This is a genomic window from Micromonospora sp. KC721, from assembly GCF_004348355.1.
Classification (GTDB): Bacteria; Actinomycetota; Actinomycetes; order Mycobacteriales; family Micromonosporaceae; genus Micromonospora.
In genome coordinates, this window is the sequence record NZ_SMJY01000064.1 from 1 (window position 1) to 26,503 (window position 26,503).

Here is a 26,503-nt window from a genome sequence, read left to right on the forward strand (position 1 = left end):
TCACCCGCCCGACCGGTCGCCGCCACCGCGACGCCGGCCGCCGAGAAGTCCTGACCGCGACCGAGGAGGAACCATGACCGTCACGCACGGCCAGCCGCTCACCGAGCAGATCACCGACATCCTGGTGGCGCACTGCGGGTTGGACGCCGACGCGGCCGCCCGCGCACCCGCCGCCTCACTGGAGGAACTGGGCATGGACTCGCTGGCCCTGTTGGAACTCTCCGCCGTGGTCGCCGACCGTTGGCAGGTGCAGATTCCCGAACAGTCCGGGCAGCTGAGCATCCCCGCCGTGGCCGACCTGGTGGCCCGCCGCACCCGGCCGTGCGGGCACACCGAGAACAGCATCGTCATCGCCGCCCCGCTGCCGCTGGTCTGGGACATCACCAACGACGTGGCCCGGTGGACCGAGCTGTTCACCGAGTACGCCGTGGTGGAGATCCTGCACCGTGAGGGCGACACGGTGCGGTTCCGGCTCACCATGCACCCCGACGAGAACGGCATCGCGTGGAGCTGGGTCAGCGAGCGCACCGCCGACCCGACCACCCGGCAGGTCCGGGCGCACCGGGTGGAGACCGGGCCGTTCGAGTACATGCGCATCCACTGGCGCTACACCGAGGAAACCGAGGGCACCCGGATGACGTGGGTGCAGGACTTCGCCATGAAACCCACGGCGCCGGTGGACGACGCCGGCATGACCGACCGGATCAACGCCAACAGCCGGATCCAGCTCCAGATCATCAAGGAGAAGATCGAACTGGCGTACGCGGGAGGCACGCGATGACCGAGATCACCAGCGGACTGGTCGCCGCCCGCAACATCACCCCCGACCGGCGTCGCGGCGGCGAGCTGCGGGTGCTGCTCGGGCCGCGTACCGTCGGCAGCACCTCCGGCTTCATGGGGGTCGCGGCGCTGCGCCCGGGGGAACGGATCGCCGAGCACTACCACCCGTACAGCGAGGAGTTCCTGTACGTCGCGCGGGGCGCCATCACCGTCGACCTGGACGACGAACCGGTACCGCTGGCCGCCGGGGAGGCGCTGTTCGTGCCCCGCAACGTGCGGCACCGGCTGCGCAACACCGGCGACGAGCCGGCCGAGGTGGTCTTCCACCTCGGGCCACTGGCCCCCCGCCCGGAACTCGGCCACGTCGACACCGAACTGGTCGAACAGCGGGGCGCGTCGTGACCGGGCGCCGCACGGTCGTCACCGGCGTCGGGGTGGTCGCGCCGGGCGGCGCCACCCGGGACCGTTTCTGGAAGACCGTCACCGAGGGACGGACGGCGACCCGCCGGATCAGCTTCTTCGACCCGTCGCCGTTCCGCTCCCAGATCGCCGCCGAGTGCGACTTCGACCCCGACGCCGCCGGCATCACCCTGGCCGAGCGGCAGCGCGCCGACCGGTACGTGCAGTTCGCCCTGGCCTGCTCCACCGAGGCCCTCGCCGACAGCGGCCTGGTGCTCACCGACGCCGAACGGGAGGTCACCGGGGTGGTGCTCGGCACCGCCGTCGGCGGCACCATGGCCCTGGAACAGGAGTACGTGCGGGTCAGCGACTCCGGCCGGCGGTGGCTGGTCGACCACACCCTCGGTGGGCCGTACCTCTACCCGGCGCTGGTGCCCAGCAGCCTGGCCGCCGACGTGGCCGTCCGGCACGGCGTGCACGGCCCCGCCCAGGTCGTCTCCACCGGCTGCACCTCCGGCATCGACGCCATCGGCTACGCCCACCAGTTGATCGTCGACGGGGAGGCCGACATCGTGCTGACCGGGGCGTCCGACTCGCCGATCTCCCCGGTCACCGTCGCCTCCTTCGACGCGATCAAGGCGACCAGCCCGGACAACGACGACCCGGCGCACGCCTCGCGTCCGTTCGACGCCGACCGGCACGGTTTCGTTCTCGCCGAGGGCGCCGCGGTGCTGGTGCTGGAGGAGTGGGAACACGCCCGCCGCCGGGGCGCGCACGTCTACTGCGAACTCGCCGGGTACGCCAGCCGGGCCAACGGCTTCCACATGACCGGGCTGCGCCCGGACGGGGTGGAGATGGGCCTGGCCATCGCCGACGCGCTGCGCCAGTCCCGGCTCGCGCCGCAGGACGTCTCGTACATCAGCGCGCACGGCTCCGGCACCCGGCAGAACGATCGGCACGAGACGGCGGCGTTCAAACGGGCACTGGGCGAGACCGCGTACCGGGTGCCGATCAGCTCGATCAAGTCGATGGTCGGGCACTCGCTGGGCGCGATCGGCTCGATCGAGATGGCCGCCTGCGCCCTGGCCATCGAGTACGGGGTGGTGCCGCCCACCGCGAACTGGACCACCCGGGACCCGGAGTGCGACCTGGACTACGTGCCGAATGTGGCCCGGGAGGCCCCGGTGGACGTGGCCCTGTCGGTGGGCAGCGGCTTCGGTGGCTTCCAGTCCGCGATGGTCTTCCGCCGGCTGGCGGTCGGCGGATGAGCATCCGGGCGGTGGTGACCGGGATCGGGGTGGTGGCCCCCAGCGGTGTGGGCGCCGACGCGCACTGGCGTACGGTCGTCGAGGGCACCCGCCGCACCGCTCCGATCACGTTGTTCGACCCGGCGCGATACCCAACCCGGGTGGCCGGGGAGGTGCCCGGATTCGAGGCGGCGGCGTGGGCCGACAACCGGCAGTTGGTGCAGACCGACCGGTGGACCCATCTGGGGTTCGCCGCCACGAGGCTGGCGCTGGCCGACGCCGGGCTGCCCGAGCGGGCCCCCGATCCGTACGGCTGGGCGGTCACCCTGGCCAGTTCGTCCGGGGGCAACCTGTTCGGGCAGCGGGAACTGCAACGGCTCTGGGGTGGCAGCACCCGCACCGTCGGGGCGTACCAGTCGATCGCCTGGTTCTACGCGGCCAGCGTCGGGCAGCTCTCCATCCACCACCAGTTCAAGGGCCCGTGCGGGGTGCTGGTCGCCGAGACCGCCGGCGGGCTGGACAGCCTCGCCCACGCGGTGCGTACCGTGCGCCGGGGCACGCCGGTGGTCATCGCCGGTGCCACCGAGTGCCCGCTGAGCCCGTACGCGCTGGCCTGCCAGCTCCGCTCCGGCCTGCTCAGCGACGTTTCCGATCCGGAGGCGGCGTACCGGCCGTTCGACCGGTCGGCGGCCGGATACGTGCCCGCCGAGGGCGGGGCGGTCTTCGTGGTGGAGGAGTTCGGGCACGCCATGGCCCGGGGCGCCCGGATCTACGGCGAGGTGACCGGCTGGGGGGCCACTCACGACGCCGCGCACACCGGCCCGGACGGCGCGGGCGATCCCGGCCGGTACGCCCGGGCGATGCGGCTGGCCCTGGACCGCTCGGGCGTCACCGCCGACGAGGTGGACGTGGTCCTGCCGGACGCCCTCGGGGTGCCCCGGTACGACCGGACCGAGGCCGAGGCGCTGCGGGTGGTCTTCGGTGACCGGCCGCCGCCGGTGAGCACGCAGAAACCGTTGACCGGCCGGGCCCATCAGGGGGGCGCGGCGTTGGACGTGGCGACCGCGCTGCTGGCGTTCCATCACGACACGCTGCCCGCCTCGGCCGCCCCGGGGGAGCCGGCGCCGGGATGCGACCTGGACTTCCTGCGTACGCCCCGGCGACCCCGGCACCGGCTCGCGCTGGTCTGCGCCCGGGGCTTCGACGGTTTCAACAGCGCGCTGGTGCTGCGTGGGGCGCCACCGGCGTCGAGGGGAGGGGCGTGATGAGCGGTCGACGGGCCCGGATCGTCTTCCTGGTACGGGTGGCGCAGGAGCGCACCGAGGACTTCCTGCGGGCCTACGAGGCGGTGCGGCATCTGGTCGCCGAGGGGGTGCCGGGGCACCTGGTGGACCAGGTGTGCCGCTCCGTCACCGATCCGGAGCAGTGGCTGATCACCAGCGAGTGGGAGTCGTTGGCGGACTTCGAGGCGTGGGAGCGCAGCCCGGAGCACCGCGAGCAGGTGCGGCCGATGCGGGAGTGTTTCACCGACGCCCGGTCGCTGCGTTTCGTCATCCACGCCCAGACCCCGGAGGTGGCCCGGGTCTGATCCAGGCCGCACCACGCATTCCGGTGACCACGCCGAGTGACAGCCAACCAGGTTGCGGTCGTGACCATCGCGTGTGGACATCCACGTGCGTCAGGGGGTGCCCGGCGGGAGGATCACCGCATGGCGTACGTCTTCCTGCTGCTCGCGATCTCCGCCGAGGTGCTCGGCACCAGTCTGCTCAAGGCGACCGACGGGTTCACCCGGCTCTGGCCGACCCTCGGCCTGGCGGTGTCCTACCTGTTCGCCTTCGGGATGCTGGCCCTGGCGGTGCGGGACATCCCGGTCGGGGTGGCGTACGCGGTCTGGTCCGGGCTGGGCACGGCGGCGATCGTGGCGATCGGTGCCGCCTTCCTGCACGAGCCGCTGAGCGTGACCAAGGTGGTCGGTGTCGGCCTGGTCATCGCCGGGGTGGTGATCCTCAACCTCGGCGGCAGCCACTGAACGCGGTCGGATCCGCCCACCCGTCGTCTCGGATTCGAGCCGGCGGGTACCCGTGGGTCGCGCCGGACAGCCGGCGCGACCCACGGGTGGTGCGGTTCACGAGTGGTGCGGTGGGTCAGCAGGGGCCGAGGTCGACCCAGACGCCAAACTGCCCGGTGGTGCCCGGTTCCTGGTTCTGCGTCCACCACTGGGCACGCCAGCGGCGGCCGTTGTGCGACACCACGTCGCTGCCCGAGTAGATCGACGTAGGGTTCCATGCCGGGTCCGCGCAGGCCGGAGCCGGTGTGACGGTCAGCGGCAGGACAGCCCGGCTGGCCCCGAGCGCCACCGTCACCTGGCCCGCCTGCGGATCGGGGTGGATGAACTCGTTGAGGTTGCCGGTGATGATCAGGCCGATCTGGCTGCCCGCCGGGAAGAGGTAGTCCTTGGGCTCCAGCAGGACGGTGCCGACGTGCCGCTGCCCCGGCGTCAGGGGCGTGGCGGTGGTGAGCGAGTCACGGTTCCTGGCGTCGAGCGACCCGCGCGCGACCACCCGGGTGCTGGATCCGCCGGTGTAGTGCACCAGCAGCACGGTGAGCGGGGTGCTGGTGGTGGCGGAGGTGAACGCCAACTCGACGCGGGTGGCGCCGGAGAGCCGGTGCGCCGACGGGAGCGTCGGGCTGAGGTACGCGAGCCGGTAGCTCTCGGCGGTGCCGGGGCTCGACACCATGGTCGTCTCCGCCACGGCGCCGGAGCTGGTGAACTGCTGGCTGCCGGAGACGGGGGTGGCGGTCAGGCTGCCGGCGGCGCCGTTGCCGGCCGGGCCCAGGTACAGCGACGTGTCGGTGGTCGTGGACGGGGGCCACGCGGCCTCGGTCACCCGGGTGCCGTCCGGTCGGGCGACGGTGGCCTGGGGTTCGTCCATGACGCCGTTGTCGATGTCGTACAGCCAGTGGTCCATCCACCGGCCGACCGGATCCCTCGGCTCGCTGTAGAACGGGTCGACGTGCGCGGCGTCGTGCAGGTACACCCTGCGCGGCACGTCGTGGGCGACCAACTGGTCCCAGTACCTGCCCCACTGGGTGGTCTTGACGTTGTCGTCCTGCTGTCCGTGCACGAGGAACACGGAGGCCGTGACCTGGTCGACGTCGTCCCGGTAGTCGCGGGCGACGAAGAAGGGGCCGTGGTCCCACCCGGCCTGGGTCTCACCGTCGCCGACGCCCTGGTACTGCGCGACACAGTCCAGCCTGGAGCCGGCGTTGCCCCACCGGGTGGTGAAACCCTGCATGTACCGGACGGGCCAGCTCCGGTACCCGATGCCCTGCGCCCGGGTGTAGTCGTACCAGCTGGAGATCGCCCCGACCGGCACAATGGTCTTGAGCCCGTCGATTCCCGTCTCGGCGACCTGTGTCGCCAACGTGCCGTCGTAGGAAACCCCGTACATGCCGATGCTTCCCGTGCTCCACGAGGCCACCGCCGGGCTGCCGTCGCCGTAGGCGGCGGTGGTTCGGCCGTTCAGCCAGTCGATGACGGCGGTCACGCTTCGCTGGTCTTCGGCACCGCCGACCGACAGGCATCCCTCGGAGGTGCCGGTGCCGGCGATCTCCACCTCGAGCACGGCGTACCCCCGCGGTACGAAGTACTCGTCCAGCCAGCCGCTCCAGTGGGTGGCCGGATCGGCGATCGGGTCGGTCACCGTGCTGCGTCGGGCGGCGGCGCTCTGGACCGTCCAGTACGGGCTCGCCTTGACGATCGAGGCGACCTTGAGGGCGGAGTTCGTCTCCTCGGGGCGGATCACCAGCGCGGTGATCGTGTCCAGGACGCCGTCGCCGTCGCTGTCCATGTCCGACCGGACGTGCACCGTCTCGCGGATGGCTTCGGCCATCGAGAACACGGGTTGGGTGGCGCCGTCGGCCACGACGAGCCCGGGTGGGGTCCGCGCCGCCACGGCTTCGGCGGGCGCGACCCCCACCGTGCCTGCCGTGCTGGCCAGTACGGCGGCGAGAGCGATCGCCCATCGACGCCTTCGGGTGTGTGCAGACAAGTGTTCTTCCGTTCCGGTCGCGCGCCACCGCCGCACCCGGCGCCGGTGCCGGGCCCCGCAGGGCGCTTTAGGTGATGACGGAATGCGCATCCCCGGTGACCGTGGCAGAACATCGACCCGGACGGAACACGGTTGTGATCATTGTCTATTTCGGACGGAAGCACTTGCCTCGCGGTGGAAGTCGGCGGCTGCGGAACCGGCGCACACGCGCCCGATCCTGCCTGTCCGATCGAGCGTGGGCAATCCGGCCGCCCGCTCTTTTTGATCTAGCCATTTGCATGTGGCAATGGTGATCCGGGCTGTCGTAGGGTTCGGGCAGCACCCCGAGAGATGCACTTTATGGGCGTATTCCGCCCTGATTGAGGCTGGGCGGTGGGCGATGGTGACCATGGAGCGTCCGACCGGAGAACCTGCGACACACGACCCGGAATGGGTCGACGACATGTTGCTGGGCGGCGGTTCGGCCGATGTTTGTCTCCGTCTGCCGGAGCCGGTCGACCGGGGCACCCTGCGCCGTCTGGTGGCCGAGGCACAGACCCGGCTCGCCGCCGCCGGGCTGCGTCCCGGCGGCGCCGCCGCGCTGCGCCTGCCCCCGTCACTGGCGTACGTGGTGAACCTGCTGGCCACCTGGCGTATCGGCGCACAGGCTGTCCTGCTCGACCACCGGCTCACCGACCATGAGGTCGACCGGGCGCTGGCCCGGCTCACCCCACAGGTGGTCGTCGCCCCAAGCCACGTCGCCGGCGGCGCGCTGCGCGTCTTCGTCGACGTGACCGAGACGGTGCACCGGTACGCCGACCGGCCGGCCACCAGCGGGCACGCGGTCATCCAGCTCAGCTCCGGCTCCACCGGCCCGTCCAAGGTGATCGGCCGCACCGCCGACGACCTGGTCGCCGAGGTGCGCCGCTACACCCGCATCGACGGGGTGGCGTTGCCCGGCGAGCGGATCGTCCTGCTGCCGTCCATGGTGCACGTGCTCGGCCTGGTCGGTGGGCTGCTCTACGGGCTGCACGCCGGCGTCGAGCTGGTCCCGCCGACCCGCCTCTCCGGCGACGCGATCCTGGCGGCCGTGCGGGCCCAGGACACTCCGGCGACCGTGCTCGGCGTGCCGTTCCACATCGGCCTGCTCGCCTCCACCCGCCCCGACGGTCCGCTGCCGCAGTTCAGGCGGATGACCACCGGCGGGGAGCTGGTGCCGGCCGCGACCGCCCAGGCGTTCACCGACCGGTTCGGCGTCCCGCTGGGCAACATGTACGGCATGACCGAGGTCGGGGTCATCGGCACCGACCTGCACGGCGAGCACCGCCCCTCGATCATGCCTGCCCCCGGCATCGAGGTGCGGGAGGTCGACGGCGAACTCCAGGTGAGCTGCCCGGCCTCGCCGTACGTCGGGCTGAGCGACCCCACCCGGTGGGCCGACGGCTGGCTGCACACCCGCGACGCCGGCACCGTCGACCCGGCGAGCGGCCTGGTCACCGTCAAGGGGCGCCTCGACTCCCAGGTCTCCGTCGGCGGGATGAAGGTGGACCTCACCGAGGTCGAGGGCACCCTCACCGGGTTGCCCGGGGTGGCCGCCGCGGTCGTGGTCTACGACGACGGCATCACCGCCTACGTGCAACCCGACGGGCCGCTGACCGAGGAGACGCTGGACGGGCTCCTCGCCGAACGGCTCGCCGGCTACAAGCGTCCCCGCACCCTGCACCTGGTCGACCAGCTGCCCCGGACCACCACCGGCAAGCTGGTCCGCTCCGTCCCCGCGCTTCGGCTGACCGCGCCGTGACGCGCGGCAGCCGGTCCACCGCCGTCAGCTCGCCCACGAGGAGAGGTTGAACCCATGCGCGACGAGGTCCGCACCTTCGTCATCCAGCAACTCGAGGACATGAACTACGACGTCGACGGGATCGACGACGACACCACCCTCGGCCCCGCCGGCGTCGACCTGGAGTCCCTCGCCCTGGCTGACCTGGCCGTCCGGGTCGAGGACCGGTACGGCCTGACGTTCGCCGACGACGAGTCGGAGCGGCTGGCCCTGATGACGGTCGGCGAGTTCACCACCATGATCGCCGAGCGGGTCGCCGGGGCGACCGCCGACAACCGCTGATGTCGGATCAACCCGACCTGGCGCGAGCCGACCTGCTCGGCATGCTCGCCGACATGACCGCCAAACCCGTCGACCAGGTGTCGCACCGGGTCGGCTCGATGGAACTGGCCTGGCTCGTGCACCTCGTCGAGCAGCGCTACCAGCGGCGGTTGGATCTCACCGACGACCAGCTGGCCGCGATCCGCACCGTCGATGACGCCCTGGCGGTGTTCCGCACCTCGCTGACCAGCGCCACGGATGGATGAGCGGGAACCCGTACCGATCACCGGAACGTACGCCGTCAGCGCCCTGGGCCGGGGCGTCGACGCGCAACTCGACGGGGTGCTCCGCGCCGCCCCGGCGTTCCGGCCGGTACGCCGATTCGACACCACCGCCCGCCGGGCGGGCGTGGCCGCGACCCTGCCCGACGTCGACACCCTCCCCGACGAGCTGACCGAAGCCGTGACGGCCGCCTGCGCGGCGGCCGCACTGACCGCCGCGCACCGGACCGGGTCGGCGTTCTTCCTGGCCACCCACGGTGGCCCCGGTACGCTGCCCGGCCCGTTCCGCGCCGACCGGTCGATAGCTGTCGCACCCGAGGCGGGGCGCGACGAACGAGGGCCGCTGCCGGCGCTCGCCGGGCACCTGGCCCGGCGGTGCGGGCTCGGCGGCCCCACCCGCGTCTACACCACCGCCTGCGTTTCGGCCAGCACCGCCGTGGCCGACGCCGCCGCCCTGATCCGCCGAGGTGACCGGGAACGGGTCGTGGTCGCCGCCGGTTACCTGGTCGAGCCGGACCAGTTCGCGCTCTTCGACGCCGGCCGGGCGCTCGCCGACGACGGGGCGGTCCGCCCGTTCAGCGCCGGCCGGCGAGGGCTGCTGCTCGGCGACGGGGTGGCGGCGGTGGTGCTGGAGTCCGCCGGGGCGGCCCGACGTCGGGGCGCGTCACCGGTGGCGGCCCTGCACGGCTGGGGCCGGGCCGGCGACGCGTACCACCCGTGCCAGCCCGACCCGACCGGCCGCGGGCTGGCCCGGGCGGTCGGCGCGGCGCTACGGCGCGCGGGCCTGGAGCCGGCGGCGGTCGGCTACGTCAACGCCAACGCCACCGGCACCGGGTTCGGTGACGCCGCCGAGGCCGCCGCGCTGCGGCTGGCCCTCGGCGAGCACGCCGGCCGGGTGCCGGTCAGCTCCACCAAGTCGGTGCACGGGCACGCGCTGGAAGCCTCCGGTCTGCTCGAACTGGTGGTGACCGTGCAGGCGTTACGGCACGGGACGTTGCCGGTCAACGCCGGTTGGCTCGGACCCGACGAGACCTGCCCGCTGGACGTGGTCACCGACGCCCCACGACCGGCGGTCGGCCGGTACGCGCTGAGCCTCAACGCGGCGTTCGGTGGCGCGAACACCGCCCTGCTGGTGGGCGCGCCGTGACCGGGGCCGCTGACCGGGCGCTCGGGACCGTGCCGGGCGGACCGGGCGGCCCGGGTGGGGTGCGGACGTCGCGGGTGCTGGCCGAGGCGCGCTGGCCGGAGCCCGGCGACGGGTCGCCGCCCCCGTTGCCGGGCTTCGTGCACTCGTCGTTCGCGCCCCTGGTGGCCGCGGTGGCCGGGCGCTGCCTGCGCCGGCGGACCCCACCGGCCGGCAGCCGGTGCGCGGTGGTGTTGGTCAGCGCGGCCGGGGACCGGCCCAGCGCCGACCACGTCCGGGCCACGGTCGCCGCCGGTGGCCGGATCGGACCGCTGTTCTTCTTCCAGTCGGTGCCCAACAGCGTCGCCGGGCACGTCGCGGCGCGCTGGGGCCTGGACGGCCCGGTGGTGTGCCTGAGCCCGACGGGGAACCCGCGGGCCGACGCCGTCGCCGAGGCGGAACTGCTGCTGCACGACGGCGACGCCGACGTGGCGTTGCTGGTCCTTGTCGAACACGCGCCCGACGGCGCCCCCACCGGGGCGGTCGCGGTGCTGCTGGGGGAAGGAACGAGCCCATGAGGACGAGGGGACTGCGCGGAGCACTGGCCGCCGACACCGCGATCGGCGCCGGTAACGTGCTCGCCCGGGTGCTGGCGCACGGGGCCGACCCGGACGGACCGGGGTTGACCTTCGACACCGCGGTCGACGGGTACCCGGCCGGACAGCCGCTGACCCTGGGGCAGCTCGACGAGCGGGTCGCCGCCCGGTCCGCCTGGCTGCACGAGCGCGGGATCGGACCGCGTGACCCGGTGGCGGTGTGGGCGACCAGCGCCGCCGACACGGTGCTCAGCTTCCTGGCACTGGCCCGGCTCGGCGCGATCCCCGCGCTGATGAACGGCAGGCTGCGCCCGGAGATCGCCGCCGAGTACCTGCGTCGACTGCGGGCCGTCGGGGTGCTCGCCGACGCCCCGCACGCCGAGGCGCTCGCCGGTCACGACCCGGGTGCCCCGCTGCTCGGCCAGCCTGCCGAGGCCGGTACGGGTGACCCGACGACCGCCCCGGCCCACTACCGCCACCACGACGAGGACCCGGTCGTCATCACCCACACCTCCGGGACGACCGGCGTGCCGAAAGCCGTGCTGCACTCGCACGCCAGCCTCTTCGCCGCCACCCGGCACCTGCTGGCCATGCCCCAGGCACAGGGCACCCGACGGATCCTCAACGCGCTGCCCGCCCCGCACACCGCCACCGTGCTCATGGTCAACCAGGCGTTGGGCAACCAGGCGGAGATGCTGCTGGTGTCCGAGCAGGGCGGACAGCGGGTGCTCGACGCCATCCAGCGCTGGCGTCCGGACGGCGTGTTCGGCTTCTCCGTCACCTGGGCGGAACTGGCCCGCTTCGACCTGACCGGGTACGACCTCGACTCGGTGCGGTTGTGGTTCAACACCGGTGACGCCACGCACGAGCCGCACGTACGCCGCCTGGTGGCGGTCGGCTCCCGGGACGTGATGACCCGCGACGGGGTGACCCGGGTGCCGGGTTCGGTCTTCATCGACGGCCTCGGCTCCAGCGAGATGGGACACTCGATGTTCCACATCACGCACACCACCGCGACGAGCCGGTACGGCCGCTGCGTGGGTCGCCCGTACCGGTTCGCCAGGGTGGCGGTGCTCGACCCCGACGGCACCGAACTGCCACCCGGGCAGGTCGGGTGGCTCGGCATCGACTCGCCGTCGCTGTTCCGCGGCTACTGGAACGACTCGGTCACCACCCACCGGTCCCGGCTGCGCGGCTGGTACCTCACCGGCGACCTGGTGTACGCCGACGACGAGGGCCGCTACTACCACCTGGACCGGGCCGTCGACGCGGTCGACGCCGGAAACGGAAAGCGGTTCTACACGGCCCTGTCGGAGGAGCGGGTCCTCGCCGCCTGCCCCGACGTCACCGACTGCACGGTGGTGATGGTCGCCGACGGCGACGGGGTCGTCACCGACGTGCTGCTGGAACTGGCCGCCGGCGCCGACCCGGACACCGACCGCGTCGAGGCGGTGCGGGTGGCGCTCGGCGACGACGTCGGGGCGACCCTGCGCCGGGTGGTGCCGGTCCGCGCCGACGACATCCCGGTCACCGTCACCGGCAAGGTCCGCAAGGTGGCGCTGCGCGAGCGCTACCTGACCGAGTCGCCGTCATGACCGCCGTCATCACCGGGATGGGGCTGCTCAGCCCCGTCGGCCGGGGCGCGGCGGCCACCTTCGACGCGCTCACCAGCGGCACGTCAGGGCTGACCCGACCGCCGGAGGGACACCCGGCCCGGGAGTCGCTGGAGGTCGCCGGTCTGCTGCCGGAGATCGACCCGCGTACCGTCGCCACCGGACCGGAGACCAGGGTGCTGGACCGGATCGTGGTGCTGGCGCTGCTCGCCGCCGCCGACGCGCTCGCCGACGCCGGGATCGAGGTCGGCCGGGACGTCGACCCGGAGCGCGCCGGTGTGATCGTCGGCGGGGTGGGCGGGTTGTCCACCCTGGAGGCACAGGTGGTGGCGCGGGCCGCCCGGGGCCGCGCCGCGGTCAGCCCGTACCTGCTGACCGGGATCCTGCCGAACATGCCGGCGGCGCGGATCGCCATCACCCACGGCATCCGCGGCTACAGCTCCTCGGTCGGCACCGCCTGCGCCTCGGGGGCGCAGGCGGTCGCCGACGCGGTCCGGCTGATCCGGGCCGGGGAGGCCGACGTGGTGCTCTGCGGGGCCAGCGAGGCGCCGCTGTTCCCCACCTTCGCCGACACCTTCGGCAACGCCCGCGCCCTGGCCCGGGGCTGGGCCGACCCGACCGAGGCGAGCCGGCCGTTCGACCGGCGTCGCAACGGTTTCGTGCTGGCCGAGGGGGCGGCGCTGCTGGTTCTCGAACGGGCCGAGCACGCCGCCGCGCGCGGTGCCACCGGGTACGCCGAGATCGTCGGGTACGGGACGACGACCGACGCGTACCACCCGACCGCCCCCCGGCCCGACGGGGCGGGTGCGGCCGAGTGCATGCGCCGGGCGCTGGCCGCCGGGAACGTGACGTCGGGCGACGTCGGCTACGTCAACGCCCACGGCACCGGCACCCGACTCGGTGACGTCGCGGAGACGACTGCGCTGGCCCGGGTCTTCGGCGACGGTGGGGTGCCGGTCAGCTCGACCAAGGCGCTCACCGGGCACCTGCTCGGCGCGTCCGGGGTGGTGGAGGCGGCGGCCTGCGCGCTGGCGCTGGGCGCCGGGCTGCTACCGCCCACGTACCACCTCGACGACCCGGATCCGGCCTGCCCGGCCGATCACGTCCGGGGACGGGCGCGGGCCACCGGAACCGACTTCGCACTGACCAACTCATTCGGCTTCGGCGGTCAGAACGTCAGCCTGCTGCTGCGGCGGACCACCGGGGGAAAGGGACGGGACAGATGGACATCCGGGGAATAGATCACATCGAACTGCACGTGGGCGACCTTCAGTCGGCCGCCCGCCTCATGGAGCGCGGTTTCGGCTTCCGGTCGCGGGGACACGGGGGACCGGAGACGGGGCTCGCCGGGCAGCGGTGCCGGCTGCTGACCCAGGGCGACATCCGGCTGCTGCTCAGCACCGGGCTGACGGCGGAGCATCCCGCCACCGGGTACGTCCGTCGGCACGGCGACGGTGTCGCGGTCCTCGCGCTGGAGGTGGCCGACGCCGCCGGGGCGTACGCGGAACTGGTGGCCCGCGGCGCGACGCCGGTGACCCCGCCGCGTACCTTCACCGGTGCGGACGCCGAGGTGGTGACCGCCGAGGTCGGTGGCGTGGGCGACGTGCGGCACCGCCTCGTCGAGCGACGCGGCGACCGGGCCGACTTCCTGCCCGGCGTCGTCGAACCGGTCCCGGCCGCCGCCGACGGGCAGCTGCTCGCCGAGGTGGACCACCTGGCGGTGTGCCTGCCACCCGGCGCGCTCGACGCCACCGTCGCCCGCTACGAGCACGTCTTCGGGTTCCGACCGGTCTTCGCCGAGCGCGTCGAGGTCGCCGGCCAGGCGATGAACTCCACCGTGGTGCGGGACGCCAGCGCCCGGGTCACCCTGGTGCTGCTGGAACCGGACACCGGCGCGCGGCCCGGCCAGCTCGACGCGTTTCTCGCCGCGCACCACGGGGCCGGGGTGCAGCACCTCGCGCTGCGCACCGACGACATCGTCGCCGCCGTCGGCGCGCTGACCGCTCGCGGGGTCCGCTTCGCCGGCACCCCGGCCGCCTACTACGACGACCTGCCGCGGCGGGTCGGCGCGTTCGACGCACCGCTGAACCGGCTGCGTGAACTCGGCATCCTGGTCGACCGGGACCACGGCGGCCACCTGCTGCAGATCTTCACCGAGTCGACGCACCCGCGCCGGACCCTGTTCTGGGAGGTCATCGAGCGACGTGGGGCGCGCACCTTCGGCAGCGGAAACATTCAGGCCCTGTACGAGGCCAAGGAACGGGAGCTGGCCACGGCGGGGGAGGACCCCGTCGTCGTGGCCGGCCGGGCAGGAGGGATGCCGGTATGACCACCACCGAGTTCCAGCCGACGCTCACCGCCGAGGAGGAGGCGCTGCTGCCCACCGAGGCCGACGTGCGCCACTACGCCGAACACGGCTGGTACCTGTCGAAGAAGCTGCTCACCGACGCCGAGGTGGACGCGCTGGCCGCCGCGACCGACCGGTACTACGCCGGCGAACGGGACCGCACCCTGCCGGTGCGCCCGCCCAAGCTCGCCTACTGGGAGCCGTCCAAGGGCCCCGTGCAGCGGCACAACGACTACGTCCACCACGAGCACGACGGCATCGCCGCGATCCTGCGTAAACCCCTGATCGGGGCGGTCGCCGCGCGGCTGGCCGCCACCGACGAGATCCGGGTCTTCCAGTCCACGCTGATCTACAAGCCGCCGATCTCCGGTGAGCCGTCCAACATCGTGCCGTGGCACTTCGACAAGCACTACTGGGCGTCCTCGTCGTCGGAGAACATGCTCACCGCGTTCATCCCCTTCCACGACTGCGGCGAGGAGATGGGCACCATCACCATGGTGGACGGCTCGCACCGCTGGTCCGAGATCGGCGCGGACGACACCGTGGTGCGGCACTTCGCCGAGCGGGACCGCGACCAGTTGGAGGAGATGCTGGCCCGCAACGCGGCCCACAACGGCACGACGATCCGCAAGATTCCGATGGTGATCCCGAAGGGACACATGAGTTTCCACCACTGCCGCACCTATCACGGCAGCGGCCCCAACGTCAGTGGCCGTCCCCGCCGGGCCGTCTCCCTGCACCTGCAGGACGGCTCGAACGCCTGGCGGGAGTTTCCGCTGTCGGACGGCACCCGCGCCGCGTACAACCACGACGTGCTGGTCCGCCGCACCGCCGACGGGCGGCCGGACTACGCCGACCCCGACTACTGCCCGGTCATCTGGCGCGGCCAGGTCGGGCCGGACGCCCCCGCCGCCGTACCGGAGGGCCGCGACCGGTGACCGGCGCCGACCCGGTCGGGCTGTACCGCACGGTACGGCTCATCCGCCGCTTCGAGCAGCGGGCCATCGACCTGGTCCGGGCCGGGCAGATCGTCGGCGGCATCCACCCGTACCTCGGTCAGGAGGGGATCGCCGCCGGAGTGTGCGCCGCGCTGCGCCCGACGGACCTGGTCACCGGCACCCACCGCGGGCACGGCCACGTGCTGGCCAAGGGTGCCGACCCGGCCCGGACGATGGCCGAGCTGTGCGGCCGGGAGACCGGGCTGAACCGGGGCCGGGGTGGGTCGATGCACGCCGCGGACCTCTCCGTCGGCGTGCTCGGTGCCAACGCGATCGTCGGCGCGGCCGGTGCGATCCTCACCGGGGCGGTGTGGGCGCACCGGCGGCGCGGCGACGACGTGGTGGGGGCGACGTTCTTCGGCGACGGGGCGGTCAACGAGGGGATGCTGCTGGAGGCGTTCAACCTGGCCGCACTCTGGCGGGTGCCGGTGCTGTTTGTCTGCGAGAACAACGGCTACGCCACCACCATGCCGGTGGCGGGCGCGGTGGCCGGCACCATCACCGGCCGCGCGGCGGCGTTCGACATGCCGGCGACCGTCGTCGACGGACAGGACCCGGAGGCGGTACACGCGGTCGCCGCCGCCGCCGTGGCCCGGATGCGCGCCGGTGGGGGGCCAGAGCTGGTCGAGGCGCAGACCTACCGGTTCGACGCGCACCACACCTTCGAACACGTGGTTCGCCTCGACTACCGCCCGCCGGAGGAGGTGGCCGCCGGCCGGGCCCGGGATCCGGTGGACATTCAGGGCGACCGGCTCGCCCCGCACCGGCGGGCGCAGGTTGACGCGGAGGTGGAGGCCACCGTGGACGCGGCCGTCGCGTTCGCCCTGGCCGGCCCCGAACCCGACCCGGCCGGGGCGTTGGACCACCTGTACGCCAGCGGGCTGACCGCCCGGGCCGGAGGGGGGCAGGGATGAGGCTGTCGTACCGGCGGGCGTTGACCCGGGCGCTCGCCGACGAACTGGCCCGCGACGAGTCGGTGTTCCTGCTCGGCGAGGACGTCCGGGTGGGCGCTTCCATGATCACTTCTGGTCTGTGTCGGCGGTTCGGGCCGGAGCGGGTACGCGACACCCCGCTGTCGGAGCAGGCGTTCACCAGCTTCGCCACCGGGGCGGCGCTGGCCGGGATGCGGCCGGTGGTGGAGTTCCAGATCCCGTCGCTGCTCTTCCTGGTCTTCGAGCAGATCGTCAACCACGCGCACAAGTTCCCGTTGATGACCGGTGGCCAGTGCGCGGTCCCGGTCACCTACCTGGTGCCCGGCTCCGGTTCCCGTACCGGCTGGGCGGGGCAGCACTCCGACCACCCGTATCCGCTCTTCGCCCACGTCGGCATCGTCACCGCCGTGCCGGCCACTCCGGCCGACGCGTACGGGCTGCTGGTGTCGGCGATCCGCCACGACGACCCGGTGGTGGTCTTCGCGCCGGCCGGCGCGCTCGACGTCCGGGAGGACGTCGAGCGCCTCGCCCCGGTGCCGTTCGGCCGGGGGGTGGTACGGCGGGCCGGCGACGACGTCACCGTGGTCGCCGTCGGCCATCTGGTGCACGACGCGCTCGCCGTCGCCGACGAACTCGCCGGTCAGGTGTCGGTCGAGGTCTTCGACCCGCGCACCGTCTACCCGTTCGACCTGGACGGGCTGCTCGCCTCGGTGACCCGCACCGGCCGGCTCGTGGTGTGCGACGACGCGAACCGGTCCTGCGGGATCGCCGCCGAGATCATCACCAGCGTGGTGGAGCGGGTGCGGCTGGCCGTACCGCCACGCCGGGTCACCCGCCCCGACGGGGCGGTACTGCCCTTCGCCCCCGGACTGGACCGGGCCGTGCAGCCCGGCCGGGAGGCGCTCACCGCCGCCATCCACCACGTAGCGAAGGACCCGACATGATCGACGTGAACTACCGGTGGCCGGAAGCCGGCCAGGCGTGGCGTGACCTGCCGGAGGCCACCCGGCGGCAGATGGTCGCCGCCGGCGCGCAGGAGTGGGAGCGGATCTTCCACGGCCGGGCGACCTACAACAAGCAGTGGCGGCTGGCCCGGCCTCCGGTGCTGACCGCCGACGGGTTCCGTGAGCTGAACGAGGTCTGCGACCGGATCGCCCAGCTCATCCTGGACGCCTGCCGGCGGCGGGCGCGTACCGCGGGGCAGTTGCGCGAGCTGCTCGGCGTGCCGCGGGGGGAGACCCAGCTGCTCGACGAGGACGAGCCGCTGTCCGAGGCGCTGCTGGCCGCGTACCGGCCGGACGTGCTGATCTCCGGCGGGCAGCCGCGGATCGTCGAGTACAACATCGACAGCAGCCTCGGCGGCGGGTTCGACACGGACACCGTCATCCAGCGCTATGGCGCGCTGTATGCCGAACGGGGTCTGCTCGACGGGGTGCCGGCCCGGCCCGCCCCGTCCCTGCTGGATCAACGGTTCGTGGCGATCCGCGACGAGTTGGGCCTGGCCGACGGGGCCCGGGTGGCCTTGCTGATGGACTTCGACGGCGACTACCCGGGCCTGGACGACCCGGAGACGTTCATCCGGATCCTGTCGCCCCTGGCCGACCAGGCCCGGCGCTTCGGCATCGATCTGGTGATCGCCCCGGTCGCGACGGCCACCCTGGACGCCGGGCGGCGACTGGTGGTGGACGGTGCCCCGGTGGACGCCCTGTTCCGCCTCTTCGTGCCGAACCGGGTCACCCCGAGTGCCGGGCTGGACGCGGTGGCCGGGGCGCTCGCCGCCGGCACCCTGCCGATGTTCGTCAGCGCCGCCGCGTGGTTGCTCGGCAACAAGCACAACTTTGCCTGGTTGTACGAGGACCTCGACCGGCTCCCCGCCGACGACCAGGCCCTGGTCCGCCGGTACGTGCCGCACACCGTGGCGCTCACCGCGGCGGAACTGGACCGGGCGCTGGCCGACCAGGCGGACCTGGTCACCAAGCCGGCCAACGGCTCCGCCGGGCACGGGGTGCTGATCGGCCGGGAGGTGAGCGCCCAGGCCTGGGCCGAGGGGGTGCGCGCCGCGATCGCGCGGGGCGGCAACATCCTGCAGGAGTACATGCCGGCCGACCGGGTGGCGATGGACTTCGTGCAGATCGAGACCGGTGAGGTGGTCACCGCCGACGTGCCGTACAGCATCGCCCCGTACCTGTTCGGCCGGACCGGGTCCGGCGGCCTGGCCCGGGTCGGCTACCCCGGCTGCGACGAGGTGCTCAACCTGGCCCACGGCGTCCTCCTCTCCGGCCTCCTGCTCACCGACTGACCAGGCGCGGTCGGGGGGACTCGGCCGGCTGGCCTGTCTGTCGGTGGTTCGCCCGCTAGCGGGCGGCCAGGTGGGCGCCGAGGCGGCGGACCGTCTCCGCCGCCGCGATGGCGTCGCTGCGCGCGCTGCCGTGCCGACCGTCGCTGCTGTAGAGCGACGGGTCGGCGACGGCCGGGTGGTCGGTCAGGTGCACGTGCAGCGCGCCCAGGCGCCCGGCGAGCCGGCCGGTGCGGGCCGACAGCAGGCGCATCCGCTCACCCAGCCCGGCCCGCAGCGCCGGCGGCACGGCCGGACTGTGCGACACGTCGAACATGCCGACGGTGATCACGTCGGCTCCGGCAGCCCGCAACGCGCCGACCATCGCGGTCATCTCGGCGTCAACGGTGTCCGGGTCGTACGACGCGCGGAACGCGTCGTTGCCGCCGCACACCACCAGGGCCAGGTCCGGGGCGAAGGCGAGCGCCGCGTCCAGTTGCGCCGCGCGGACCTCGTGCGCCCGCAGCCCGCGCCGGCCCAGGTTCAGGTACGCCAGCCCGGGCGCCGCCGCGCGCAGCTCGGTGGCGATCCGGTCGGCCCACTGCACCTCGGGGTACCCGGCGACCGGCTCGCACAACCCTTCCGCGACGCTGTCGCCCAGCACCACGAACCGGCGCCACGGATGCCCCCGCAACAGCGTGGCGCTCTCCCCGGGACGAAGGCAGAACGGATCCGTCGCTTCGGTCAGCGTCGATGGCATGCCGGCACGGTAGCGAACCGGTGGCGACCCCGGCCAGCGGCCGACCGGTCAGGCCGGGTCCAGCTCCACCTCGGCCAGGTAGACGCAGGTGCGGCCCTCGTGGGAGGAGTAGTAGCTGACCCACAGGAGCCCGCCGTGCCAGACCAGGCCGGGGTAGCTGGTGTCCCCGCCGGAGGGCAGCGCCACCAGTTCGGACAGCTCGCCCCGTTCCGGGTCGAGCAGGCAGATCGCGGTGCGGACCGGGCCGTCGTGCCGGCGCACCCCGGCGATCAGCCGGCCGTCCGGCAGCCGACGCAGCGCCGGCCCACCCACCCGGACGCCCAGGTCGGTCCACTCCCAGTGCCGGTACGGCGGGTGGGCGAGCCCCAGTTGGGCGGTGGCGCTGTCCCGGTCGCGCCGCAGCAGGCAGTACGCGGTGCCGTCCGGCGCGAAGGCGAGACCCGACTCGTTGGGGTACCCGTCGGCGAACAGTGTCGGCACCCAGGGCTGCAGGTCCAGTCCGTCCCCGCTGCGGTAGAGCCGGACGAAGCGCGGCTCCCGGGTGGCGTACCCGACGCCGTACATGGCGTCCCGGTGCCAGACCGCCTGCCACACCCAGACGTCCTGCTCGCCGAGGAGGCTGGAATCGCTCCATCGTTGCCCGTCGTCGGAGAGCCAGCTCACCGTCCGGAACGTCTGTGCCGCCTTCGGTGGCGGGCCGGACGCCACGGCGGCGAGCAGTTGCAGCCGGCCGTCCGGGCGGACGACGAAACGCGGGTCACGCAGGTCGCCCGACGGCCGGGCCAGCACGGCCGCCGGCCGCCACGTCCGGGCGTCGGGCGAGGTCAGCACCCGGATCACCCCGTCGTCGGAGACGTGACCGTCGCCCTCGCGGAAGGCGCACCACCAGGTGTCGCGGTAACGGACCAGATCGGTGAAGGCACTGTGCGGCGCGGCGTCGGCGATCCGCCGGACCGCCCGCACCCGGGCCGTCGTACCGCTCGTCGACGTCGCGGTCATCACGCCACCTCCCGGTTGGTCGACCGACCACGGTAGGTGCCGAACCCGGGCTGCGGCACCACCGGCAGGCGTACGGTCGGCGAACATCCGGTGGGCGGCAGCCGAACCGGGCCGGATGCCGCCCGGGTCGGGACGGCGATAGCCTCGGCGGCGGAGGTGAGGTCCGGGTGGTCCAGGTGGCGGTCTGCGGCCCAGCGTCCGCGTCGCCGACGCAGGTGGCCCAGGCCCGCCGGGTGGGCGAACTGCTGGCGACGCGGGGTGCGACGGTGCTCTGCGGAGGCGGCGGCGGGGTGATGGCCGCGGTCGCCGCCGGGGCACGTGCGCACGGCGGCCTGGTGATCGCGGTACGCCCCGACGACGGCACCGGGGCCGGCCCGTACGCGCAGGCGTCGGCGACGCTGCTGACGAACCTGGGACAGGCCCGCAACGCGGTGCTGGTGTGCAGCGCCGACGCGGTGATCGCGGTCGGCGGCTCGTGGGGCACGCTCAGCGAGGTGGCGTTGGCGATGCGCCGCGGCGACGTGCCGGTGGTGGTGCTCGGCGGCTGGCGGGTGGTGGACGACTCCGGTGTTCCGGTCGCCGGGCCGTGTCACGTGGACACCCCCGAGGAGGCGGTACGCCTCGCCCTGACCGCCGACGGTGGCTCCTGATCGGCCAAGGCCGGCCCGGACGCGGCGGTGACCGGGTGGGGCGGTGCGGCGGCACCCGGTGGTGCGGGGGAGACTGGACCGGTGAGCGAGCGGACCGGCCTGACGCACGTGGCGTCCTTTGTGCTGCGCGAGTCGGGAAGCGACGCGCCGTTGCCGGAGATCGCCGCTGCCTGGCTTGCCGACGCGGTGCCGCCACCGGCCGTCGAGGAGGCGGTGCCGGCGCTCGCCGAGGCGCTCACCGCTCTCGTCGCCGACGGACTGCTGACGGTGCGCCGGTTCCGGACCTGGCCGGCGGCCTGGGTAGACGGCGCGAGCGTGGCCGGTGAGCGGCTGACCGTCGAGGCGCGGGTCGCCGGCACCTGGCTGCCCGGGCCGGCCCGCGACGGCCTGCTGGTCGCCCGGGTCACCGAGGCGGGCAGGGCGTATCTGGGGCGGGCCTAGTCGCTTGCTGACCCACGCCCCGCGATTGCCGTGGCAGGATGACCCGGTGCGCTCACGGCCGAGGTAGTCGGCGGCAGTATCTTCAGCCCCATGGAGGGTGCACGTGCGTCGTAGCGCACGAGAAGGTTCATCTTGCTTCGGCGTGCGCTGCGGGAGCGGCCGGACGTGGGTCCTTTGACGTCCGCTCACGTTGCGCGTCGGTCCGACTATCGACCGCGTGTCACCGAAGAAACAGCCCGACGTACTCCCCATCCAAGGCGACCAACACGTTCGGCCATTCGCCATGCAGATCGTCCGCATCGCCTCGGATGCCGGGCTCTACCGGCGCGACGGTGATGAGAGCCGTGTCGTACTCCGTGATCATCTGCGCTCCGCTCGGACAGCGGATCCGTCCGCTCGCCCTTGCTGTATACGGCATGCCTCGTGCTCATGCCCACTCTCGGTAGACGATGAGCGGACCTGAGGATCGTCCGGACGACATCTTGAACTCGGCAGAACGAGCGCAGAGCGAACCGCACGTCCGTCGCACGCTGTGACGCCCGGACCGCGGCAGAAGCGAACGTTTGCTGTGCTGGCGTCTGGGTGCTCTGGTTGCCGATAGCCTGCGGCCGTGATGCGTGGAGTGGTGTTCTTCGACGTTGACGGGACATTGGTTCCCAACACCAGCAGTGGACAGCACCTGGCGGAGTTGTTGGGCCATGCCGAGGTCGTACGGGAGGCGGAGGCCGGCTACGCCGCAGGCGTCCTGAGCAACGAGCAGGTCTGCGTGCTCGACGCCCGCGGTTGGGCGTCGCGAAGTCCTGCAGAGGTGCGTGGGTTCTTGAAGACGCTACCGCTGGTAGAGGGCATCGCCGAGACCGTCGACTGGTGCCGCCGGCACCGGCTGGCGCCGATCCTGGCCACGCTGGCGTGGGACGTCGTGGGCGAGTATTTGTGTGACCGCTTCGGGTTCGAGCGTTCCTGCGGGCCGCGCCTGGAGGTGGTCCGTGGCCGATACAGCGGTGATGTAGCGGCGTATTTCGACGAGATAGACAAGCGCGACTTCGCGGTGAGCGTGGCCACCGAGCTGGGTGTGCAGCTGTGGCACTGTGCAGCCATCGGTGACAGTCGTTCGGATCTGCCTTTGTTCGCTGAGGTGGGGATGGCCGTTGCCTTCAACGCGACCGCAGGAGCTCGCTCAGCCGCCCACACGTCGGCAGACGGAAGCGATCTCCGCGATGTGCTGCCGCTTCTCGCCGGTTGGCTGGAGAGCATGCCATAGTCGACGCCCGCCACCGGACACCCGCTCATCGACGAAAGCGGACATGCCATGGTCGGCCCGGCCGTAGGTCCTCCACGATCGATCCCGCCTGCCGGCGTCTTGGTGGCTATGCTCGAGCGCTGGTGTGACGCGACCTGGATGGGCGGGTCATCTCGCAGGCGGCTTCCACGGGAGCCACGCTTCAAAATGTTTCGGTATCTGTGGCGTCGGCGATGGACGTGCCCACTTGTCCAAGTTCGAGGGCCTGGCCGCGCCCTTCTCCGACCTGGGCAAACATGCTTCCGTCGGCCCCTCAACCTCTTCAGGGTTTCCGGAGCATTTCCGGAAGTTGTTGACAGTGTGGCCAGCCCGTATCGATACTTTCCTTTTGAAAGCCATACATGATCATCGATCGTTGGCGTCGTGTGTCAAGGAGGGCCCGTGAACAGCAGCCTGAGACAGCGTAAGAAAGTTGCTGGAGTAGCTTTGCCGACGGCGGTGTTGTTGCTGGTAGCCGGCGCTGTGACGGTCCAGTCCACCGGCCCGGCCGCCGCAGCCGAGACCACGCTGCGGGCCGCGGCCGCCAAGGCCGGGCTGTTCTTCGGCGTCGCCGCCTCACCCCACCGGCTTCACCCGATCGTCGGTCAGGAATTCAACCAACTGACTCCCGAGAACGACATGAAGCCGGACAGGATCGCCACGTCGAGCGGTGGACTGCAGAACACCGGCGGCGCGGACACCCTGGTCAACCACGCCCGGAGCAACAACATGCTGGTCCGGGGTCACACGTTGGTGTGGCACTCGCAGGCCGGCGCGCTGCAGGGTGCCAGCCAGGCGACGCTGAACACCTTCATCGGCAACGCCATCAACCGCTGGGGCAGCAGGATCGCGTACTGGGACGTCGTCAACGAGGCGCTGGAGGACAACAACACCGGCCGGCGCCGGAACCAGTGGCCGCACAGCATGAACCGGGACGCGAACGGCGACGGTGACTTCTTCGACGCCGGCGACACCGACGTCATCCGGGACTCGTTCATCCGGGCCAAGCAGGTCGTGCAGGCCGGCGGGCTGACCACCAAGCTCTGCATCAACGACTACGACGTCGAGGGCCTGACGGTCCGGGGCGGCACCCCGAACCGCAAGGCCAATGCGCTGTACGACATCGTGCGCAACTACCGGCAGTACATCGACTGCGTCGGGTTCCAGGCGCACTTCAACGACAACCCGAACAGCATCATCACCAACGACCTGCAGGCCAACATCCAGCGCTTCGCCGACCTCGGCGTCGAGGTGCACCTCTCCGAGTTGGACATCGACGACGACCTGAGCAACAACGACATCGGCGCGGGCCAGGCGGAGAACTACCGCAAGGTCGTCCGGGCCTGCTTGAACGTCGCGAAGTGCACCGGCATCACCGTCTGGGGCATTTCCGACAGCGAGTCGTGGCGCTCCTCGGAGCGGGGTCTGCTGTTCAGCGGCGGCAACGGGAACTACCAGAAGAAGGCCGCCTACCATGCGGTCCTCGATGAGCTGAACAAGGGCCGTAGCGCGACCCCGCCGACGACCCCGCCGGTGACGTCCGACCCGCCGACCACGCCGCCGACTGCTGGCTGCTCGGCCACGGTCTCGTTGAACTCGTGGACCGGCGGCTTCGTCGCCACCGTGCGGGTCACCGCCGGCACCTCGCCGATCAACGGGTGGAACGTCCAGCTCACCCTGCCGTCCGGGACCACGGTGACCAACGCCTGGAGCGCCAACCGCACCGGCACCACTGGCACCGTGCAGTTCAGCAACGTCAGCTACAACGGCTCGCTGAACGCCGGCCAGTACACCGAGTTCGGCTTCCAGGGCACCGGGGCCGCCACCGGCCTGACCCCGGTGTGCACCGCCTCCTGAGCACCACCTGTCCTGGACGGGCGGCTTACGCCCGTCCAGGACAGGGCGAGACGGTGAGGGCGATACTCAGTAGCAAAATCTGAGCATCCCCTGGAGCGTGGAGTGCGACGCTTTTGTGACCCGTCCCAGTCCGCAGGGGAACCGGATGCACAGTCTGGTGCGATCTCGACGTGCCGAAGTGACGGCCCCCAGCCGGTTCTGCAGCCGCACGTCACCCAGTTTGCGTCGCTAGTGCGTTGTCCATAAACGTTCACCGGGTTGTGACACGCCGGGCAGCGTGCCTCCGGCGCTCTAGGGATAACGGGACTCTCGTCAGCAGACGACCTCTGGCGAGTGCGGGTGGCCGAGCCGGTACGGCATCGCCCGGCTCAGGATGCTGGCGCGGTTGCGGGTTCTTCGCCTGGGGTGGTCGGCGGTTCTGCAATGCCGATGAAGTTCCCGCCCATGGGCCGGATGCGGACCGACCACCCCAGCGCTGTGAGGTCGTCCGTGAGGGTCTGGGCATCGTGGAATACCTTCACGATGCGGTACTGGCTGCCGTCATCGAGCCGGCGCAGCACCGCTGGGGCCGGCTGGTTCGCGAGGACTTCTTCGCTGCCGGCTACGGCGGGGCCGTCGTCGATGAAGATTGCTTTCCCGCCCGGCGTGAGCGCGGTGGCGACGGTGTTCCAGAAGTCGGGCAAGCGCGTCGGCGGGACATGGGAGAGCCAGAAGGCGAAGAACACGGTGTCGTAGCGTCGTGGCGGCTGCCACTCGAACAGGTCGGCCTCAATGAACTGCACGGTAGGGGATGCGGTGCGCGCCCGAGCCAGGGCTAGCACTTCGGTTACCGCGTCGACAGCTGTCACCGAATGCGCCCGCGCGGCGAGCAGAGAGGTCCACTGGCCCGTTCCGCAGGCCAGCTCGAGCACATCCCCGACGATCGGAAGGCCATCGACGACAGCCAGCAACCTCTGCAGGTCTTCGTGCTCTGCATAGGGCCGGTCGTATTCGGCCGCGCCGACCCGGTAGTAGGCCATCTGTTCTGCCAGGAGAACGTCGTCATCCATACAGGTCCCTCTCATCGGTGTTCGGTCAGCGACAAGCGCTCGGCTCGCCAGCTCGGTCGCCACAGACAGTGTCGGCCCTCACCTTTGGGCAAGGTCAACAGTCATGAGCACCTGGGCCGTCCTCGTCGACTGATCCCGCACCCGGCTGTTGCCAGCCGGCGCAAGCCGCCCGACGTGTCTGAACCCGGCAAACGTTGGTGGACAGCCCACCAGGCGAGGCGCCGTGGTGGTGGTGCTCGTGATGCTCGGCCCTGACATCGCCGATGATGACGCCAGCATTGGCGATGCCACTGTGGTCGGCTGACGCGCTACCGGAATGGACGACGGTCGCCTTCCCCGAGCCGTCGACCCGGTTTGAATCAGGCATCGACGCACCTCCTGGCCGGACGGGGGCAGCAGATACGGCGCACCTAGTGCGAGCAACGCGCCCGCAACGCCGGCAAGACCCCTGGACCGGCTGTCGGCTGGGCCGTTTGCGGCCACCGCCGTACGGGAAGGCGGCGGACGACGGCGGCGCGCGGAGAATCCAGCGCCACGTACGCACGGGGAGGCCGACATGGGTGACCGGGAAAAGCTGCACGATCTTCGTCAGCAGGCCCACGACGCGGGTATCGAGGGCAACTCCAAGATGACCGAGGAGCAGCTGCGTGAGGCGCTGCGCAAGGTCGGCAAGGGCGAGCGACCCCAGATGGCCAAGCACGAGGCCAAGCGGTGACTGAGCGGGCGGTGCCGGCACCTATCGGGG

General features: G+C 72.3%; 28 protein-coding genes. 23 read left to right on the plus strand and 5 right to left on the minus strand.

What is annotated here, in order from left to right:
* Window positions 1-73 precede the first annotated feature (73 nt).
* The 6 genes from E1182_RS13605 to E1182_RS13630 all read left to right on the plus strand — a co-directional run bounded on the left by E1182_RS13605 (window position 74) and on the right by E1182_RS13630 (window position 4,455).
* The gene (locus E1182_RS13605; RefSeq protein WP_132264790.1) at window positions 74-781 is read left to right on the plus strand and encodes an SRPBCC family protein; all 708 of its coding nucleotides are present in this window, start codon (window positions 74-76) and stop codon (window positions 779-781) included.
* Window positions 778-1,182, plus strand: a complete 405-nt coding sequence (locus tag E1182_RS13610; protein WP_132264792.1) for a cupin domain-containing protein — start codon at window positions 778-780, stop codon at window positions 1,180-1,182. The genes E1182_RS13605 and E1182_RS13610 overlap by 4 nt, the downstream gene beginning before the upstream one ends.
* Window positions 1,179-2,447, plus strand: a complete 1,269-nt coding sequence (locus E1182_RS13615) for a beta-ketoacyl synthase (RefSeq protein ID WP_132264794.1) — start codon at window positions 1,179-1,181, stop codon at window positions 2,445-2,447. The genes E1182_RS13610 and E1182_RS13615 overlap by 4 nt, the downstream gene beginning before the upstream one ends.
* Complete coding sequence (locus E1182_RS13620; RefSeq protein ID WP_132264796.1) at window positions 2,444-3,691, plus strand: beta-ketoacyl synthase N-terminal-like domain-containing protein; 1,248 nt, start codon at window positions 2,444-2,446, stop codon at window positions 3,689-3,691. The genes E1182_RS13615 and E1182_RS13620 overlap by 4 nt, the downstream gene beginning before the upstream one ends.
* The gene (locus E1182_RS13625) at window positions 3,691-4,014 is read left to right on the plus strand and encodes an antibiotic biosynthesis monooxygenase (RefSeq protein ID WP_132264798.1); all 324 of its coding nucleotides are present in this window, start codon (window positions 3,691-3,693) and stop codon (window positions 4,012-4,014) included. The genes E1182_RS13620 and E1182_RS13625 overlap by 1 nt, the downstream gene beginning before the upstream one ends.
* Before the next feature lie 120 nt (window positions 4,015-4,134).
* Entirely contained in the window at window positions 4,135-4,455 is a 321-nt protein-coding gene (locus E1182_RS13630; RefSeq protein WP_132264800.1) for a multidrug efflux SMR transporter, read from the plus strand.
* Window positions 4,456-4,570: 115 nt separating this feature from the next.
* On the opposite strand, the gene E1182_RS13635 is transcribed toward E1182_RS13630, so the two are convergent.
* Window positions 4,571-6,478: a CocE/NonD family hydrolase gene (locus E1182_RS13635; RefSeq protein WP_165942602.1), complete on the minus strand. Its 1,908-nt coding sequence runs from the start codon at window positions 6,476-6,478 to the stop codon at window positions 4,571-4,573.
* Between the two features lie 388 nt (window positions 6,479-6,866).
* Between E1182_RS13635 and E1182_RS13640 the strand changes: the two genes are divergently transcribed.
* Genes E1182_RS13640 through E1182_RS13695 form a run of 12 tightly spaced genes read left to right on the plus strand, consistent with a single transcriptional unit; the run spans window position 6,867 to window position 18,747 of the window.
* Window positions 6,867-8,258, plus strand: coding sequence for a class I adenylate-forming enzyme family protein (locus E1182_RS13640; RefSeq protein WP_132264804.1), 1,392 nt, complete (start codon window positions 6,867-6,869; stop codon window positions 8,256-8,258).
* Window positions 8,259-8,312: 54 nt separating this feature from the next.
* Window positions 8,313-8,579 (plus strand): acyl carrier protein, encoded by a 267-nt coding sequence (locus tag E1182_RS13645; protein ID WP_132264806.1) that lies wholly within the window; start codon window positions 8,313-8,315, stop codon window positions 8,577-8,579.
* Window positions 8,579-8,824, plus strand: a complete 246-nt coding sequence (locus tag E1182_RS13650) for an acyl carrier protein (protein ID WP_132264808.1) — start codon at window positions 8,579-8,581, stop codon at window positions 8,822-8,824. Before E1182_RS13645 ends, E1182_RS13650 begins: the two co-directional genes overlap by 1 nt.
* Complete coding sequence (locus E1182_RS13655; protein ID WP_132264810.1) at window positions 8,817-9,986, plus strand: beta-ketoacyl synthase; 1,170 nt, start codon at window positions 8,817-8,819, stop codon at window positions 9,984-9,986. The genes E1182_RS13650 and E1182_RS13655 overlap by 8 nt, the downstream gene beginning before the upstream one ends.
* A 29-nt stretch (window positions 9,987-10,015) precedes the next feature.
* Window positions 10,016-10,540, plus strand: a complete 525-nt coding sequence (locus tag E1182_RS13660; RefSeq protein ID WP_371687548.1) for a beta-ketoacyl synthase chain length factor — start codon at window positions 10,016-10,018, stop codon at window positions 10,538-10,540.
* Window positions 10,537-12,153 carry a class I adenylate-forming enzyme family protein gene (locus E1182_RS13665; RefSeq protein WP_132264812.1) on the plus strand — a complete coding sequence of 539 codons (1,617 nt, stop codon included), beginning with the start codon at window positions 10,537-10,539 and terminating at the stop codon, window positions 12,151-12,153. Before E1182_RS13660 ends, E1182_RS13665 begins: the two co-directional genes overlap by 4 nt.
* Window positions 12,150-13,412 carry a beta-ketoacyl synthase gene (locus E1182_RS13670; protein ID WP_132264814.1) on the plus strand — a complete coding sequence of 421 codons (1,263 nt, stop codon included), beginning with the start codon at window positions 12,150-12,152 and terminating at the stop codon, window positions 13,410-13,412. The genes E1182_RS13665 and E1182_RS13670 overlap by 4 nt, the downstream gene beginning before the upstream one ends.
* On the plus strand, window positions 13,394-14,500 hold the full coding sequence (gene hppD / locus E1182_RS13675; protein WP_132264816.1) for a 4-hydroxyphenylpyruvate dioxygenase: 1,107 nt from the start codon (window positions 13,394-13,396) through the stop codon (window positions 14,498-14,500). The genes E1182_RS13670 and hppD overlap by 19 nt, the downstream gene beginning before the upstream one ends.
* Entirely contained in the window at window positions 14,497-15,456 is a 960-nt protein-coding gene (locus E1182_RS13680) for a phytanoyl-CoA dioxygenase family protein (RefSeq protein WP_132264818.1), read from the plus strand. Before hppD ends, E1182_RS13680 begins: the two co-directional genes overlap by 4 nt.
* Window positions 15,453-16,430 carry a thiamine pyrophosphate-dependent dehydrogenase E1 component subunit alpha gene (locus tag E1182_RS13685; protein WP_132264820.1) on the plus strand — a complete coding sequence of 326 codons (978 nt, stop codon included), beginning with the start codon at window positions 15,453-15,455 and terminating at the stop codon, window positions 16,428-16,430. The genes E1182_RS13680 and E1182_RS13685 overlap by 4 nt, the downstream gene beginning before the upstream one ends.
* Window positions 16,427-17,392, plus strand: a complete 966-nt coding sequence (locus E1182_RS13690; protein ID WP_132264822.1) for an alpha-ketoacid dehydrogenase subunit beta — start codon at window positions 16,427-16,429, stop codon at window positions 17,390-17,392. Before E1182_RS13685 ends, E1182_RS13690 begins: the two co-directional genes overlap by 4 nt.
* Window positions 17,389-18,747, plus strand: coding sequence for a hypothetical protein (locus tag E1182_RS13695; protein WP_165942603.1), 1,359 nt, complete (start codon window positions 17,389-17,391; stop codon window positions 18,745-18,747). The genes E1182_RS13690 and E1182_RS13695 overlap by 4 nt, the downstream gene beginning before the upstream one ends.
* A gap of 55 nt (window positions 18,748-18,802) precedes the next feature.
* Here E1182_RS13695 and E1182_RS13700 read toward each other — a convergent pair whose 3' ends face one another.
* Together E1182_RS13700 and E1182_RS13705 are read right to left on the minus strand one after the other, a co-directional pair.
* A complete protein-coding gene (locus E1182_RS13700; RefSeq protein WP_132264824.1) occupies window positions 18,803-19,483 on the minus strand; it encodes an SGNH/GDSL hydrolase family protein in 681 nt (226 codons plus the stop codon).
* A gap of 48 nt (window positions 19,484-19,531) precedes the next feature.
* Window positions 19,532-20,482 carry an exo-alpha-sialidase gene (locus E1182_RS13705; RefSeq protein ID WP_132264826.1) on the minus strand — a complete coding sequence of 317 codons (951 nt, stop codon included), beginning with the start codon at window positions 20,480-20,482 and terminating at the stop codon, window positions 19,532-19,534.
* Window positions 20,483-20,649: 167 nt separating this feature from the next.
* Here E1182_RS13705 and E1182_RS13710 point away from each other — a divergent pair, with 167 nt between their 5' ends.
* Window positions 20,650-21,132 carry an LOG family protein gene (locus E1182_RS13710; RefSeq protein WP_132264828.1) on the plus strand — a complete coding sequence of 161 codons (483 nt, stop codon included), beginning with the start codon at window positions 20,650-20,652 and terminating at the stop codon, window positions 21,130-21,132.
* An 81-nt stretch (window positions 21,133-21,213) separates the two neighbouring features.
* On the plus strand, window positions 21,214-21,573 hold the full coding sequence (locus E1182_RS13715; RefSeq protein WP_132264830.1) for a hypothetical protein: 360 nt from the start codon (window positions 21,214-21,216) through the stop codon (window positions 21,571-21,573).
* Window positions 21,574-21,793: 220 nt separating this feature from the next.
* On the opposite strand, the gene E1182_RS31100 is transcribed toward E1182_RS13715, so the two are convergent.
* Window positions 21,794-21,937: a hypothetical protein gene (locus E1182_RS31100; RefSeq protein WP_165942604.1), complete on the minus strand. Its 144-nt coding sequence runs from the start codon at window positions 21,935-21,937 to the stop codon at window positions 21,794-21,796.
* Window positions 21,938-22,186: 249 nt separating this feature from the next.
* Here E1182_RS31100 and E1182_RS13720 point away from each other — a divergent pair, with 249 nt between their 5' ends.
* Both E1182_RS13720 and E1182_RS13725 read left to right on the plus strand, forming a co-directional pair.
* Complete coding sequence (locus tag E1182_RS13720; protein ID WP_132264842.1) at window positions 22,187-22,834, plus strand: HAD family phosphatase; 648 nt, start codon at window positions 22,187-22,189, stop codon at window positions 22,832-22,834.
* Between the two features lie 420 nt (window positions 22,835-23,254).
* Window positions 23,255-24,709, plus strand: coding sequence for an endo-1,4-beta-xylanase (locus tag E1182_RS13725; protein WP_132264832.1), 1,455 nt, complete (start codon window positions 23,255-23,257; stop codon window positions 24,707-24,709).
* 368 nt (window positions 24,710-25,077) lie between these two features.
* Here the strand turns inward: E1182_RS13725 and E1182_RS13730 are convergent, their stop codons facing one another.
* Window positions 25,078-25,758, minus strand: coding sequence for a trans-aconitate 2-methyltransferase (locus tag E1182_RS13730; protein WP_132264835.1), 681 nt, complete (start codon window positions 25,756-25,758; stop codon window positions 25,078-25,080).
* Between the two features lie 556 nt (window positions 25,759-26,314).
* On the opposite strand from E1182_RS13730, the gene E1182_RS31105 reads away from it, so the two are divergent.
* A complete protein-coding gene (locus E1182_RS31105; protein WP_165942605.1) occupies window positions 26,315-26,473 on the plus strand; it encodes a hypothetical protein in 159 nt (52 codons plus the stop codon).
* Window positions 26,474-26,503 lie beyond the last annotated feature (30 nt).